The sequence below is a fragment of the Stenotrophomonas sp. 109824_Sma genome (assembly GCF_056480025.1).
In genome coordinates, this window is sequence record NZ_CM151078.1 from 2,526,564 (window position 1) to 2,540,966 (window position 14,403).

The window sequence follows — 14,403 nt, forward strand, 5'->3', positions numbered from 1 at the left end:
ATGTCCGATCCCCGAAACGGCCCACCGCCGCTGCCCGGATCCGCGCCCGCGACGCCGCCGCCCTTGCCGGCGGCGTCGTTGGATGGGCCCGGTTCGCCGCAGGACGTCCCTCCCCTGCCCGGCAGCTTCCCGCTGGATACCTCGAAACTGCCGCAGGCCATCCGCGATGAAGTGGAAGCGCCCGATCCTGTGGCCATCGATACGTCGGCCAGCGAGCTGAAGGACGGCCTCAACCGCTGCCCGAAGTGCGGCGCCACCGACATCCGGCCCAAGGCCGGTACCGACATCCTGGTCTGCCTGTATTGCCGTCACGAATGGCATGGCGCACGCGTGGAGGAGGAATTCGGGCTGGGCGAGGCCATCGACCAGCTGCGTGGCACGGTCATCGCCTCCGGCGCACGCGACATCGACGCCGACACCTCGGCGCTGATGACGTTCAAGTGCCCCGGCTGCGGCGCTGAAGTCACGGTCAACACCGAAAGTACGATGACGGCGCGCTGCCACTGGTGCCGGCATGTATTCGGCGTCAACGAACAGATCAGCAATGGCGCGGTGCCTGACGCAGTACTGCCCTTCCATATCAGGAAGGACGATGCGGTCGCGCGCATCCGCCAGTTCGTCGACAAGCGCCGCATGTTCGCGCTGAAAGCGTTCAAGGACCAGTTCACCCCGGAAAACGTGGTGGGCGTGTTCCTGCCCTACATGATCGTCGACAGTAATGTCAGCGCGGCCGTGGCCGGCAAGGGCGAGATCAAGACGCGCGAGTACACCGTCGGCAGCGAGAAGAACAAGCGCACCCTGTACGACGCCGATGTCTACCAGATCGAACGCCAGGTGGATTTCACCGTCGATGACCTGCCGCTGGAATCCTCGGCAGAGCGCGGCAACCTGGATACCCGCGCCAACACCAACAACATCATCAACACCATCCTGCCGTTCGATACCAAGAACGCGGTGAAGTGGAACGCCTCTTACCTGGCCGGCTTCACCTCTGAAAAGCGCAACCTGGACGTGGAAAAGCTGCGGCCGCGGCTGGAAGACCAGCTGTTGTCGATCGCCCGCGCCCAGGTGGAAGGTTCGGTGAAGCGCTACAACCGCGGCGTGCGCTGGGAGCAGGAACAGCTGGAGGTGCATGGCACGCGCTGGGTGTCGATGTACCTGCCGGTATGGCTGTACTCCTACCACCAACCTGGAAAGAACGGCGGCATGCTGCACTACATCGCGGTGAACGGCCGTACCGGTGAAACCATGGGCAGCGTGCCCGTGCAGCAATGGAAGATGCTGCTGGCGGCCCTGGCCACCGGCACCGTCATTGAAGCCCTCGTAATTGCCTTCCTGGTGGCATCGACATGAGTGACGACAGTGGCCTCTGGCTGTTGGCGGCAGGCCCAGCCGGCGCAACCGCGCTGTACTGGGCGCTGTACCGCTATTACCGCAACACCGACAAATCGCATTCCTTCGAGCACGAGACCGAGATCGAGGCCAAGCCAGTCACCGGCTCGGACCAGCAGGTGGGCCGGGTTACCGGCACCGAGGAGAAGCGTATCCGCGGTGACAATGTGTACGAGTACCGGAAACGGGTGGTGCGGGTGAAGCCCGACCAGTAGTGCCAGGCCATGCCTGGCTGCGGGTAGTGCCGGCCGCTGGCCGGCATTCCCTCGGTCTCTGGACGTCAAAGGGAAGCCGGCCAGCGGCCGGCACTACCCTCAGCCCGCCTGCCCCAGCCGCACCTTCAGCTGCTGGATCTCCTGCTCGCTGACCCCGATCGACTTCAGGTACCCTTCCGCACCACCGTACTGGCTGTGCAGTGCGGCCAGGAACTGTTCCATGTTGTCCGGTGCGGTACCGGACATGCCAGCCATCTTGCGGGCGATCTCGGGGTTCTGCTTGATCAGCGCCATGATCTGCGCATTCATCGCGCTGTCCTTCGGCTGCCCTTCCAGGTAGTGCGCGGAGATCGCGTAGTTGTGCACGATCTCGGCCTTCGGCACGCCTGCCAGGTCCAGCAGCAGGCCGGCGATGATGCCGGTGCGGTCCTTGCCGGCCGTGCAATGGAACAGCACGGCGCCATCCTGCTGCGCGGCGATGCGCTGGAACACCTGCTTGAACTGCGGCTGGCTGTGGCCCAGCCACTGCACGTAGGCTTCGCCCAGCGAATCGGGGAAGCTGCTCATCATCTTCTGCAGGTCCATCTTCTCGGTGCCCATCAGCGAGATGCGCTGGTAGTCGAAGCGATCATCCCTGGCCAGCAGGTCCGGCGACTGCGCTTCCTCATCGGCGGTGCGCAGGTCGATGTCCAGCTTCACGCCTGCAGCGGCCAGGGCATCACGGTCGGCATCGGTGAGGCGGCCGAGGTCGGCGGTGCGCACGAACGCATCGGCCGGAATCGGGCCATGGCGGCCCTGCAGGCCGGCGAAGGTTCGCACGTTCCAGGCCCCCTGGAGCGGGATCACGCGCTGCGCGTCGGCAGCGACCGGCTTCACGTTGGCTACGGCCGTCGGCTTCGCGGCGGCGGCCTGCGGTGCGTCGGCCGCAACGACGGTCACGGCCAGCGGCAGGCTGAGCATCAGGGCCAGGGCAAGTTCGGTAGAGCGGTGCTTCATGGGGTTCTCCGTTCGAATCAGAAGTTGACAGCCACATCCAGGCCGAAGGTGCGCGGATCGTTGAAGATGCCGGTCTGGCCCAACGCCGGGCTGTTGAGCTTGTAGAACAGGTGCTGCTCATCCAGCAGGTTGCGCGCCCACAGCGAGAACGACATGGTGGTGCCGGTGCTGTTGACCGGAACGTCCACCAGCGCCACCCGTGCATTCACCACGAACGAGCTGTCAGTCAGCATCTGGTCGTACTCGCTGGTGTAGTAGCCATCGGACCAGTTGCCGTCCACATGGAATTTCAGCGCCGAGAAGTTGGCGAATGGCACCAGATAGTCGACCGATAGGCTGCCCGCGTTCTTCGGCGCCAGCAGCGGCTGCACGGTCACCTGCACCCCAGCGCCGAACGGGTCGGTCGCGGTCTGCGCATCGATCTTCGTGTAAGCGTAGTTGAGGCCGAGGGTGAGGTTGTCGATCGGCATCACATTGAACTCCAGCTCCGCGCCGCGCGACTTGCCATCGCTCAGCGCATTTGTGGTGACCATGGTGGTGCGGGTTTCGCCACTGTTCGGATCGAACGGCAGCGAGAAATCCATCTGCTTGTGCGCGATGGTCGAATCGAACACGGCCAGGTTCAGGCGCGCGCGGTTGTCCCAGAACTGCGATTTGACGCCCAGCTCATAGGCGGTCACTTCTTCCGGACCGAACGCGGTGTAGTTGGTCGAACGCGAATTGGCACCGCCGGCCTTGAAGCCGGTGCTGTATCTGGCATAGACCATTGCGTGCTCGCCGAGGTCGTAGGCGATGTTGACCATCGGGTCGAAGCGGCTCCAGCGGTCCTTGAAGGCGAGATTCGTCGCCGCGCCGTTGACGATGTACAGGCTGCCCTTCTTGTCATCGCGGGTGTAGCGACCGCCGGCAGTCAGGTGCAGGCGCTGCAGTGCCTCCGGCGTCCACGTGGCCTGGCCGAACACGCCCAGGCTGTCGGTCCACGCCTTGCTGGCACGGTCGATGCGTACCCGCGAGAGATCCAGCGGATTGGTCGCCGGGTTCACGGTGTAGCTGTTGCCGCCCGGCCCCCAGACCAGCATGTTCGGGGTCTGCGCATTGTCACCGGCGGTTTCGTGGTAGTAGAACGCACCGCCGAGGAACTGCACCTGCGAGGTGTTGCCGATCAGCTGGAACTCCTGGCTGTACTGGTGCTGGTAGACCTGCGCCAGGCTGTAACGCCCGAACGGCATGCCGGCGCCACCATAGGCCGAAATCGCATCGACCAGGCCCATGTCGAACTGGCCCTGAGTCAGTTCGCGGTAGGAACTGATCGACTTCAACTCCAGGTTGTCATTCAGCGTCCACGACAGGTTCAACAGATGGCCGCTGGTGCGGCCGATGTTGTCTTCCTGCGGTCCACCGAGGATGGCGCTGTCGCGGCGGTCCAGGCTGGCACCCGCCTTCTGCAGCGGGCTGAGGTAGGCGCCTGGCACCAGCACCTGGGTGTGGTACGGCGTGGTGGCGTCGTAGGAGCGGTCGAACGCGTACAACAGCGAGAAATCATCGCTCGGCTGCCACAGCGCACTCAGGCGAGCGCCGCGCTTGTCGTAGCTGTTGAAATCGCGCTCACCGCGCATCGGGTTGTCGGTGGTGCCACCGCGCTTGGCCTGCACGGAGTCGATCTTGAAGCTGACATCGCCCACCTTGGGCAGGTCCAGGTGCAGCGCACTGTTGTAGCCGCTGAAGTTGGACACGCCGGCGCTGACGCTGCCGCCGAATTCACCAGTGGGCGCCTTGGTCACGATGCTCACCGCGCCGCCTTCTGTATTGCGGCCGAACAGCGTGCCCTGCGGGCCCTTCAACACTTCGATGCGCTCCACGTCGTAGAGCATGTTGCCCAGGCCCTGTGCGCGGCCCATGAACACCCCATCGACGTAGATGCCGACACCGGCGTCGCGGGCCGGCTGGTTGGCGTCGCCGGAGGCGCCGATGCCGCGGATGCCGATGTTCAGCGCCGAACTGCGGGTAGCGAACGGCGTGACCCGCAGCGATGGGATGGAGCCGTCGGACAAGCTGCCCAGCGAAATCGCGCTGCGATCCTTCAGCGCTTCGGCATCGACCACCGATACCGAGATCGGGGTCTCCTGCAGGTTGGTGGCGCGTTTCTGCGCAGTCACCATCACCTGGTCGAGGGCGACCACGCTGCGCGCGGCATCGGCGGAAGTGGCAGCGTCGGCGCTGGGCGTGTGTTCGGCATGGGCCAGCGCCGGCAGAGCGGCGGCAATGGCGAGGGTGAGCAGCGGGCGGTGCAGCAGGGCGTGGCGCATCGGACTCATTCGCGGAAGGAGAAGGCCGGCGCAGTCTGGGAGGCGGGAATTACAAATGAATGACCGTTCATTCACACCTTTTGTGACGTACTATCCCGCCTCTGGACGCCCCGACCTCACGCAATGACGCCGAAAACCGCCGTAGCCGCACCCGCTGACGCCCCCGCCGCCGCCCATGCCGAAGCCCAGCGCCGGCGCATCCTCGACGCCGCCCAGAAGTGCTTCATCACCCGCGGTTTCCATGCCGGCTCCATCGGCGATATCGCGGCCGAGGCGGAGATCAGCCAGGGGCTGATGTACCGCTATTTCGCCAACAAACGCGCCCTGATCCTGGCCCTGATCGAGCGCCAGCTGCGCCACGACCAGGCCTCGATCAGCGAGATGCCGGCGGCGTCCGATCTGGTTGATGGGCTGCTGGAGTGCTACCAGCAATGGGCACGCGGCGAGGTGCTGCCGATCCATGGCAATGCCATCGCCAGCGTGGCGCTGTATGCGGAGATCAATGCCGAGGCGCATCGCGACCCGGTGCTGGCCGGGGTGCTGCGCACCCATGACAAGCAGACCAGTGCCGCGATCCACGCCTGGCTGCGCCAGCGCGATGCCGATCAGGGCCGGATCGTGGACGAAGAGCAGATTGCCGGCCGGACCCTGCTGCTGCGGCTGCTGGTGGAAGGCCTGGCGATGCGTGCGGTACGCGACCCGGACCTGCCGCCGGAACGGGTACGCGCCCTGCTGGCCGATGCCATTGGGCGGGTGATGGCTGATTGAGGGGCGTTGAGGCGCGCCATCACACCGCCTCCCGCCCTACCGGTTCGATACTCGCGCGATCCAACCTGCCGAGGATGCTGCAATGGCCGCCGTGCTCGCCCGTACCTGCCTGCTCGCGCTGTGCTGCCTGGCCCTGCCCGCCCTCGCCCAGGACGCCTCGTTCGGCTTCGGCCAGCAGACCACCCGCACCGACCAGACCACCCAATCGAGCAGCACCGAGATCCAGAACAGTGGCTCTATGACCACGCAGACCACCACCAGTGACAGCTCGCAATCCGAGTCGCGCAGCGAAAGCAAAGGTATCGACGTGGGCTTCGGCTTCCGTGACAACAACCACGACTGGCGCGATGACCGCGATCTACGCGACAGCGATCTGTTCGGCAGCTGGACACTGGGCCAGGAGAACGGCAACACCTGCACCATCGAACTGAAGAACATGGCGTGGTTCGGCGGTTACAGTGCCTACGTGCCTGCCGGCTGCCCGGACGGCTTCTTCTCGGCCAACCGCTGGGTGCTGTCGGGCAACCAGCTGCTGCTTACCGATACCAGCAACACCGTATTCGGGCGCTTCCGTGCCTCGGGAGGTGGGCGCTGGACGGGGTACCGTGAATCTGATGGCGCGCGCTTGTATCTCAATCCCAAGGGCCGCTGATCGCACCGTGCACGCAGTGGGCACGCGCTGATCGGGAAGATCAGGCGTCCGCCTCACCCCGCCGCCGAAATGTCCGCCCCCACCGGCTCCCGTCTCGTCATCTATGCAGCCCTTGCGGGCAATCTGGCCATCGCCGTGGCCAAATTCATCGCAGCCGGCATCTCCGGCAGCTCGGCCATGCTCAGCGAGGGCGTGCACTCACTGGTCGACACCCTCAATGAGGTACTGCTGCTGTACGGCCTGCGTCGTGCAAGCAAGGCCCCTGACGCGGTACATCCCTTCGGCTATGGCCGCGAGCTGTACTTCTGGAGCTTCATCGTCGCCCTGCTGGTGTTCGCGGCCGGTGCCGGCGTCTCGGCCTACGAGGGCATCCAGCACATCCGCCGGCCGGAACCGGCCAGCAACCACGCGCTGAGCTACAGCGTGCTGGGCATTTCCATCCTGTTCGAGGGCGCTTCCTGGTGGGTGGCGCTGCGGGAATTCCGGCGTACCAAGGGCAAACTCGGCTACTTCGAAGCCTTCCGCCGCAGCAAGGACCCGTCCACCTTCACCGTGTTGCTGGAGGACAGTGCCGCCCTTCTGGGCCTGGGCTTCGCGCTGATCGGGCTGCTGGCCGCCCAGTTGCTGGAAATGCCGGTGCTTGATGGCGTTGCGTCACTGTGCATCGCCGGCGTGCTGGCCGCAACGGCCTTCCTTCTGGCGCGTGAGACCAAGGGCCTGCTGGTCGGAGAGCCTGCCCACCCCGCGGTGGCCGAGCGGATCATGGCGGTGGCCGAAACCGATCCGGACCTGCGTCGCGCGAACGGCGTGACCACCATGCAGATGGGGCCGGAACAGGTCGTGGCCATGCTCAGCGCAGAGTTCGAGGACGATCGGCAGACCCCGCAGATTGAAGCCTGCATCACCCGCATCGAAACGGCGGTAAAGCGGGAGTATCCGGAACTGGTCGCACTGTTCATCAAACCGCAGACGCCCGAAGTCTATGCCGCGCGGCGAGCGGCACTGGCCGCGCCGCCTGCGCCGGAATGATGCTGCGTCTGCGCCCGTTTCACCTGACCGATGCCACAGTGCCACTCTCTTTCACCTGAGGCTGCCACTACCGTGCCGGACTGGTTGCCCGCTTCACTGCAGATTCTTCCGCGCCGCTTCTACCAGCGCCCTTCTACCGACGTTGCGCCCGAGCTGCTCAACAAGCTGCTGGTACGCAACGATGGTCGCGCGGCCCGCATCGTCGAGGTCGAGGCCTATGCCGGCAGCATCGATCCGGCCGCGCACTCCTATCGCGGGCAGACACCACGCACCGCCAGCATGTTCGGTGAGGCCGGCCATCTGTATGTCTACTTCATCTACGGCATGCACTGGGGCAGCAACGTGGTCTGCGGCCACATCGGTGAAGGCGTGGCCGTCCTGCTGCGCGCCGCCGAGCCGTTGGCGGGGCTGGAACAAATGCGCGAACTGCGCCCGGCAGCCCGACGTGACCATGATCTGGCCAGCGGCCCCGGCAAGCTCTCGCAGGCCTTCGGGCTGGACCGCAGCTTCGATGGCGCAGACCTGGTGACCGGCAGCCACGGCATTGTCATTGCCAGCGATGGCGTGCCTCCCCCCAGGGATCCGGTGGTCGGGCCCCGTATCGGCATCACCCGTGCGGTGGACTTTCCCTGGCGCTGGAATGTTCGCGACCACCGTCACGTTTCGGTACGCCCTTCGCGCGTGCCCCGCAAACCCTGACCGGGATGCGTCACGTCGGCATCACCCCGTCGTGGCGATACATAACGCGGTAAGCACTAGCGTAGTGCCCGACAGCCGCCGAAGCCGCCCTCGCCACCCTGCCCTGAAAAGCGCCATGGACGAAGCCGAACGACTGCTTGAACTCGACCGCCTGCATCTGCTCGACACCCCGCCAGAGCCCGTTTTTGATGCGATCGTCGCCGCCGCCCGCACCGCCACCGGCATGACCATGGGGCTGATCTCGGTGGTGGCCGACGAGCGGCAGTGGTTCAAGGCCAACATCGGGCTGGAAGGCGTCAGCGAAACCGCACGCGAGATTTCGTTCTGTACGCATGCCATCCAGCAGGACGCGCTGTTCGAGATCCCGGACGCGCGCCAGGACCCGCGATTCGCCACCAATCCGCTGGTCACCGGTGGCCCGCGCATCCGTCACTACGCCGGCATCTCGCTCGGCTCGGCGCACGGCGCGCGCATAGGAACGCTGTGCCTGCTTGACCCGATGCCGGGCGTGCTGTCTCCCTCGCAGCGCGAACTGATGGTGCATCTGGCGCGGGTCACCACCCAGGTACTGGAGCAGCGCAGCACGCTGATGGCGCAGGTCGGCCAGGCCAAAGCCCTCCATCGTGAACTGAAGCGCAGCGAGGACTTCCTGGAACGCACCAACCGTGCGGCGCGGGTGGGCGGCTGGGAAATGGACCTGGCCAGCAACGAAGTGCGCTGGACCCGCGAAACCAAGCAGATCCATGGCGTGCGCAGCAACTTCGAACCGACGCTCGACACCGCGCTCTCGTTCTATCGCGAGGACAGCCGCAACATCATCCGCACGGCCGTGCAGCGCTGCATCGATGAAGGCACGTCGTGGGAGGTGCAGTTGCCGATGACCACCGCCGATGGCCGCGCCATCTGGACCCGCGTGGTTGGAGGCCGGCAGCAGGTCAATGGCCGGCCGCGGCTGGTCGGCGCCATCCAGGACATCACCGAGGAACGTGCCGCGCTGGATGCCCTGGAGGCCAGCGAAACCCGCTACCGGCGGCTGTTCCACTACAGCCTTGGCCTGATCTGCACGCATACGCTGGATGGCGTGCTGACCTCGGTGAACCCGGCGGCCGTGCAGTCACTGGGCTTCGATGAGAGCTACATGATCGGGCGCAGCCTGTGCGACCTGATGCCGCCGGAGAAACGGGCCGCCTTCAAGGCGTATCTGGGACGCATCGCGGTCAACCACACCGATGCCGGCGTCATCGAGCTGATCGCCGCCGATGGTACCCGGCATTTCTGGGCCTATCACAACGTGCTCGACAGCGAGGCCAATCCCCCATACGTGCTGGGCCATGCGCAGGACGTGACGGCGCTGCGGATGCAGGAACAGCAACTGCGCGAGATGTCCTTCAAGGATCCGCTCACCCAGAGCTACAACCGCCGCTTCCTGCCACGCCTGGACGAACTGATCGACCAGCCCTGGGCCTGCCTGATGTTCGATCTGGATCATTTCAAGCAGATCAACGACACCCAGGGCCATGCGCGGGGTGACACGGTACTGGTCGAGTTCGCCGCCTTCCTGCGTGCGCCGCTGGGTGCGGCGGAGAACGTGGTGCGCATGGGCGGCGACGAATTCATGGTGGTGCTGACCGCGCCGGAACCGGGACGACTGGCCGCACTGGAGCAGTGGTATGTGCAGCAGGCGGGGCAGTCACCCACGCCGTTCTCGCTCGGTTCGACCCACCACACCCCGGGCGAATCGGTGGCCGATACCCTGCAGCGTGCCGACAGCCGCCTGTATCGCGAGCGCGCACGCGTGCGCCAGCATCCCCGTCCGGAGCCCTGACGCGCCCGCCGGTGTACCGGCGCCCCCGGCGTAGCGTTATGCTCGGCAGCGGCCACCGTTGGCCTTGGGGGAACACGCATGACCCGCAGCGTCTGCCTGGCTCTGCTGCTGTTGCTGCTTCCTTCCCTCACGCTGTCAGCACCCGCGCCAGCGCCGGTCGAAGCACGGGTGCCCTTCGCACCGACTCCCTTCGTTGGCAGCGACGGCCTGCGCCATCTGGCCTACGAGCTGCACATCACCAACTACTACGGCGACACCGGGGCGCTGCAGCCGCAATCGCTGCAGGTGTTCGGCGACGATGCCGAGACGCCGCTGCTGAGCCTGGATGCCCCTGCCCTGCGCCATTGGGTACGGCCGTCGCCTTCAGAGGATGACGCCATCTCCATTGCTGCGGGAAAGCGCATGGTGGTGTTCCTGTGGCTGTCACTGCCGGCCACCGATAACGTGCCGCACGTCCTTCGCCACCGCATGCTGCTGGGCACCGGGCAGCACGGCAGCGTGGAACTGGATGGCGCCCGGGTTGCGATCAACGCGGCGCCGGTGATGGCGCTCGGTCCGCCCCTGCACGGCGGCCGATGGCTCGCCCACGAAGGGCCTGGCGCGGCGCAGTCGCACCACTGGGGCAGCCTGGTGGCGGTGAATGGTGATCTGACCATTCCGCAGCGCTTCGCGCTCGATCTGGTCGGCGTCGACGACCGTGGGCGTGCCGTGCGCCCAACGACCCGCGATCTGCAGCACACCCGCCATTCGGACTGGGTGGGTTATGCGGCGCCCGTGCTGGCCGTCGCCGACGGCCTCGTGCGCGCGGTCCGTGATGGGCAACCCGAACACCCGCCGCTGACCGCGCAGCCGGAACCCGTCTCACTGACAGCGGATGGCCTGTTCGGCAACTACGTTGTCCTGGAAATTTCGCCAGGCGTCTTTGCCAGCTACGCCCATCTGCGCACCGGCAGCATCAAGGTAGCGCCCGGGCAACGGGTCCAGCGCGGACAGGCGTTGGCCCAGCTCGGCCAGTCGGGCAACTCCGCCGCGCCCCACCTGCACTTCCAGCTCTCCAACAAGGCCACATTTGAAGGATCCGAGGGCATTCCGTACGTCTTCCAGGCCTTCGACGATTTCGGGCCTGAAAGCGAGGCGCAGCTGTTCGGCCAAGGGGAGGCCTGGAAACCCGGCGTGCTCGTGCCGCGCGGCAACCAATTGCCGCTGAACGACATCGTCATCGCCTTCCCGCCACGCTGACACGTTCATTCCGCCGCAAGCGCCTGGATCGGATCCAGCTGCGCCGCGCTGCGTGCCGGGAAGTAGCCAAAGCCCAGCCCGATGGCCGAAGAGCACGCCAGTGCGGCCAGCACCGGGCCCGCGGTGAACAGGAACGGCACACCCAGCGACAGCAGGCTGGACAGTGCACCCACCCCGAATGCGAACAGCACGCCCAGCACGCCACCGAACAGGCAGATCAGTACGGCCTCGATCAGGAACTGGCGCAGGATGTCGCCCTGCCGCGCGCCCACCGCCAGCCGCACGCCGATCTCGCGCACGCGCTCCTTCACCGAGACCAGCATGATGTTCATCACCCCCACCCCGCCGACCACCAGCGCAACTGCTGCGATGGCCGAAACCAGCGCGGCCATGGTCTGGCTGGACTTCATCACCGCCTTGCGGATCTGGTCGGCGTTGTAGATGAAGAAATCGCGGCGGCCATGCAGGCGCTCCAGCTCGGTGCCCAGCGAGGCCTCGGCGGCATTGGTGGGCACGTTGTCGCGTACGCGCACGGTGATGCTCTCCAGCCGCTGGCTGCCCAGCAGCCGCGAGGCCGCCGAGGTGTACGGCACGTAGACCGTCGGGGTTGCACCACCCGCGAACGCATTGGCCCCGACCACACCGATCACCTCCACCGGCATGCCACCCAGCAGCACCGTGCTGCCGATCGGGCTGCCGCTGAACAGCGCTTTGGCGGCCTTCTGGTCGACTACGCCCACCGCGCGGTGCGCATCGACTTCGGCGTCGGTGAAGAAGCGGCCGGCCTTCAGCCGCAGCCCACGCACGCGCGGCATGTCGGCCCCTACGCCCAGCACCTGGGTGTTGGCACGCCGGTTGCCCTGCAGCGCCGCCACCGATCCGCTCAGGTTCGGGCTCACGCTGTCCACGTAACTCAACGCCGCAAGATGGTCCGCATCGCCCACCACCAGTGTCTCGATCTCCGCCGAACGCGGGTCACCGAAATCGGCGCCCGGGAAAATTTCCAGCGTGCTGGCGCCCAGTTCGTTGATCTGTGATTCGACCTGCGCCTGTGCGCCCTTGCCCAGCGCAACCACGGTCACCACCGCTGCTACGCCGATGATGATGCCGAGCATGGTCAGCAGCGTACGCAGGCGATGGGCCAGCATCGAGCGCACGGCCATGCGCGCGGCTTCGCGGACGGCGTCCATGCGTGCACGGCGCTCGGTGACCGGCGAACCGCCCCGTTCGGGCTCGGGTGTTTCAGCCGCAGCACGCGGGCCCCGGTCGCCGCGGTCGGCCACCACCCGGCCGTCGGCGATCTCGATCACCCGCGCCGCGTTGGCGGCGATCGCTGCGTCGTGCGTCACCAGGATCACCGTGTGGCCTTGCGTGTGCAGGCGCTTCAGCTCGGCCATCACCTGCTGACCACTGGCGTGGTCCAGCGCGCCGGTCGGTTCATCGGCCAACACGATCGCGCCGCCGTTCATCAGCGAACGGGCAATGGACACGCGCTGCTGCTGGCCGCCGGACAGTTGGCTCGGCCGGTTCGCCATGCGTTCGCCCAGCCCCAGCGTTTCCAGCAGTGTGCGTGCGCGCGCATTACGCGTCTCTGCGTCCACGCCCGCATAGACCGCCGGCAGCGCCACGTTCTCGGTGGCACTCAGGTTCTCCATCAGGTTGTAGCGCTGGAAGATGAAACCGAAATGCTCGCGGCGCAGGCGTGCCAGCGCGTCGGGCGCCATCTGCTCGGTGGCCTCGCCGTTCACCCGATAGCTGCCCTCGGTCGGCCGGTCCAGGCAGCCAAGGATGTTCATCAGCGTGGACTTGCCCGAGCCCGAGGGACCAATGATGGCGATGAACTCGCCGGCATCGATGCGCAGCGAAACGTCCTTCAGCACCACCACCTCGCCGGCGGCCGAGCGATAGGCGCGCGATACGCCATGCAGTTCAAGCAGTGCGTCGGCCATGCTCACATCCCCAACAGGCTGGCGGCTTCCGGCTCAGCACCGCTGGGTGCCTGGCCGACCACCACGTTCTCACCCTCACGCAGGCCGGACAGGATCTGCACGGCGGTGGCGGTGCGCAGGCCGGTCGTCACCGCACGTTCCTGGGGGCGGCCCTTGGCATCAACCACACGCACGGTGCCGCGGTTGCCGTCCTTGTCATCCGGCCCGGCCACTGCCGTCAAAGGCACCTGCAGCGCGTTGGCGACCCGCGCCAGCTGCAGGGTCACTTTCACCGTCATCGAAGGCTTCAGCTTCAGGCCAGGATTGGCCACATCGAACAGGCCGGCGTAGTACACCGCCTTCGGCGTCTGCGCAGAGCCGCCCGCATTGCCGGAGGCGACGTCGGCAATCGAGGATGGCGCAGGCTCCAGCTGCTGCAGATGGGATTCATAGCGACGGCCGCTCGGCCCCAATGTCGAGAACCACAGCGCCTGTCCCGGCGCTACCAGCTCGACATCGGCCTCGGCGATCTCGGCACGCACGGTCATCGTGTCCATCTGTGCCAGCATCACGATGGTTGGCGTGGTCTGCATCGAGTTCAGCGTCTGCCCGGCCTTGGTGACGATGGCCACGATGTAGCCATCGCTGGGCGACACGATGCGGGTATAGCCCAGGTTGATCCGTGCGGTTTCGACCTGGGTCACCGCCTGGTCGATCTGCGCCTGCAGCGCGGCCACCTCCGAAAGCGCCGCATCGCGTGCCACGCGCGCGGCTTCGAATCCTTCCTGAGACACCAGGCGCGATGCCACCAGCTGCGACTGGCGCTGGTAAGCACGACTGGCCTGCGCATAGCGGGCCTGGCTGGCGGCATGCTGGGCACGCAGCGTGTTGGTGGCCGCCTCGGCGCTGCGCAGCGCGATACGCTGCGGCTGCGAATCGACCTCGGCGATCAGATCGCCGGCCTGCACGCGCTGGCCCAGCACCACATGCAGGCGCTTGACCTGGCCGGACACCTGCGCACCCACCGCCACCAGCTCCTTCGGATGGACCCGGCCGACTGCCTGTACGGTCTTCTCCAGATCCGCCACCCTTGCCGGCGCGGTGATCAGCGCGGCATCATCGCCGCCGGCAAACGCCCACCATCCAGCGCCGGCGGCCAGCGTGGCCACGGCGGCGGCAATGATCCAGGTCCTGCGGTTGCTCATCGAAACGCCCGGTTGGGTGCAGTCGCCCAGCGCGACCACCGAAACCGCAGTCTGGAAGCCACCGATGGACGTTTCTTGGAGCCACCGTGGAGATTTCATGGAGGCGTAGCGGCCGTTCAGGCATCAGCCCCGCGCCTGAACGCGATAGC

Annotated in this window: 12 protein-coding genes; 8 read left to right on the top strand and 4 right to left on the bottom strand. The window is 66.5% G+C overall.

Features of this window, described 5'->3' with window-relative positions:
* A complete protein-coding gene (locus ACZK1G_RS11980) occupies positions 1-1,353 on the top strand; it encodes a TFIIB-type zinc ribbon-containing protein (protein WP_049445045.1) in 1,353 nt (450 codons plus the stop codon).
* On the top strand, positions 1,350-1,607 hold the full coding sequence (locus tag ACZK1G_RS11985) for a hypothetical protein (RefSeq protein WP_049445043.1): 258 nt from the start codon (positions 1,350-1,352) through the stop codon (positions 1,605-1,607). Before ACZK1G_RS11980 ends, ACZK1G_RS11985 begins: the two co-directional genes overlap by 4 nt.
* A gap of 99 nt (positions 1,608-1,706) precedes the next feature.
* On the opposite strand, the gene ACZK1G_RS11990 is transcribed toward ACZK1G_RS11985, so the two are convergent.
* Positions 1,707-2,603 carry a tyrosine-protein phosphatase gene (locus tag ACZK1G_RS11990; protein ID WP_101765532.1) on the bottom strand — a complete coding sequence of 299 codons (897 nt, stop codon included), beginning with the start codon at positions 2,601-2,603 and terminating at the stop codon, positions 1,707-1,709.
* Positions 2,604-2,620: 17 nt separating this feature from the next.
* Complete coding sequence (locus tag ACZK1G_RS11995) at positions 2,621-4,909, bottom strand: TonB-dependent receptor (protein ID WP_197621902.1); 2,289 nt, start codon at positions 4,907-4,909, stop codon at positions 2,621-2,623.
* A 123-nt stretch (positions 4,910-5,032) separates the two neighbouring features.
* On the opposite strand from ACZK1G_RS11995, the gene ACZK1G_RS12000 reads away from it, so the two are divergent.
* The 6 genes from ACZK1G_RS12000 to ACZK1G_RS12025 all read left to right on the top strand — a co-directional run bounded on the left by ACZK1G_RS12000 (position 5,033) and on the right by ACZK1G_RS12025 (position 11,121).
* Positions 5,033-5,677, top strand: coding sequence for a TetR/AcrR family transcriptional regulator (locus ACZK1G_RS12000; RefSeq protein ID WP_101765534.1), 645 nt, complete (start codon positions 5,033-5,035; stop codon positions 5,675-5,677).
* Positions 5,678-5,759: 82 nt separating this feature from the next.
* Positions 5,760-6,329, top strand: a complete 570-nt coding sequence (locus ACZK1G_RS12005) for an AprI/Inh family metalloprotease inhibitor (protein ID WP_101765535.1) — start codon at positions 5,760-5,762, stop codon at positions 6,327-6,329.
* A gap of 69 nt (positions 6,330-6,398) precedes the next feature.
* On the top strand, positions 6,399-7,358 hold the full coding sequence (locus tag ACZK1G_RS12010) for a cation diffusion facilitator family transporter (protein WP_049445033.1): 960 nt from the start codon (positions 6,399-6,401) through the stop codon (positions 7,356-7,358).
* A gap of 72 nt (positions 7,359-7,430) precedes the next feature.
* Positions 7,431-8,057, top strand: coding sequence for a DNA-3-methyladenine glycosylase (locus ACZK1G_RS12015; RefSeq protein WP_101765536.1), 627 nt, complete (start codon positions 7,431-7,433; stop codon positions 8,055-8,057).
* Between the two features lie 115 nt (positions 8,058-8,172).
* Positions 8,173-9,882 carry a PAS domain S-box protein gene (locus ACZK1G_RS12020; protein ID WP_197621903.1) on the top strand — a complete coding sequence of 570 codons (1,710 nt, stop codon included), beginning with the start codon at positions 8,173-8,175 and terminating at the stop codon, positions 9,880-9,882.
* Positions 9,883-9,960: 78 nt separating this feature from the next.
* The gene (locus tag ACZK1G_RS12025) at positions 9,961-11,121 is read left to right on the top strand and encodes a M23 family metallopeptidase (protein WP_101765538.1); all 1,161 of its coding nucleotides are present in this window, start codon (positions 9,961-9,963) and stop codon (positions 11,119-11,121) included.
* Positions 11,122-11,126: 5 nt separating this feature from the next.
* Here the strand turns inward: ACZK1G_RS12025 and ACZK1G_RS12030 are convergent, their stop codons facing one another.
* Both ACZK1G_RS12030 and ACZK1G_RS12035 read right to left on the bottom strand, forming a co-directional pair.
* On the bottom strand, positions 11,127-13,070 hold the full coding sequence (locus ACZK1G_RS12030; RefSeq protein ID WP_101765539.1) for a MacB family efflux pump subunit: 1,944 nt from the start codon (positions 13,068-13,070) through the stop codon (positions 11,127-11,129).
* 2 nt (positions 13,071-13,072) lie between these two features.
* Positions 13,073-14,254 carry an efflux RND transporter periplasmic adaptor subunit gene (locus ACZK1G_RS12035; RefSeq protein WP_101765540.1) on the bottom strand — a complete coding sequence of 394 codons (1,182 nt, stop codon included), beginning with the start codon at positions 14,252-14,254 and terminating at the stop codon, positions 13,073-13,075.
* Positions 14,255-14,403 lie beyond the last annotated feature (149 nt).

Coding starts and splice junctions, on each gene's coding strand:
- ACZK1G_RS11980 (WP_049445045.1), top strand. CDS start 1: ATGTCCGATCCCCGAAACGGCCCACCGCCGCTGCCCGGATCCGCGCCC.
- ACZK1G_RS11985 (WP_049445043.1), top strand. CDS start 1,350: ATGAGTGACGACAGTGGCCTCTGGCTGTTGGCGGCAGGCCCAGCCGGC.
- ACZK1G_RS11990 (WP_101765532.1), bottom strand. CDS start 2,603: ATGAAGCACCGCTCTACCGAACTTGCCCTGGCCCTGATGCTCAGCCTG.
- ACZK1G_RS11995 (WP_197621902.1), bottom strand. CDS start 4,909: ATGCGCCACGCCCTGCTGCACCGCCCGCTGCTCACCCTCGCCATTGCC.
- ACZK1G_RS12000 (WP_101765534.1), top strand. CDS start 5,033: ATGACGCCGAAAACCGCCGTAGCCGCACCCGCTGACGCCCCCGCCGCC.
- ACZK1G_RS12005 (WP_101765535.1), top strand. CDS start 5,760: ATGGCCGCCGTGCTCGCCCGTACCTGCCTGCTCGCGCTGTGCTGCCTG.
- ACZK1G_RS12010 (WP_049445033.1), top strand. CDS start 6,399: ATGTCCGCCCCCACCGGCTCCCGTCTCGTCATCTATGCAGCCCTTGCG.
- ACZK1G_RS12020 (WP_197621903.1), top strand. CDS start 8,173: ATGGACGAAGCCGAACGACTGCTTGAACTCGACCGCCTGCATCTGCTC.
- ACZK1G_RS12025 (WP_101765538.1), top strand. CDS start 9,961: ATGACCCGCAGCGTCTGCCTGGCTCTGCTGCTGTTGCTGCTTCCTTCC.
- ACZK1G_RS12030 (WP_101765539.1), bottom strand. CDS start 13,070: ATGGCCGACGCACTGCTTGAACTGCATGGCGTATCGCGCGCCTATCGC.
- ACZK1G_RS12035 (WP_101765540.1), bottom strand. CDS start 14,254: ATGAGCAACCGCAGGACCTGGATCATTGCCGCCGCCGTGGCCACGCTG.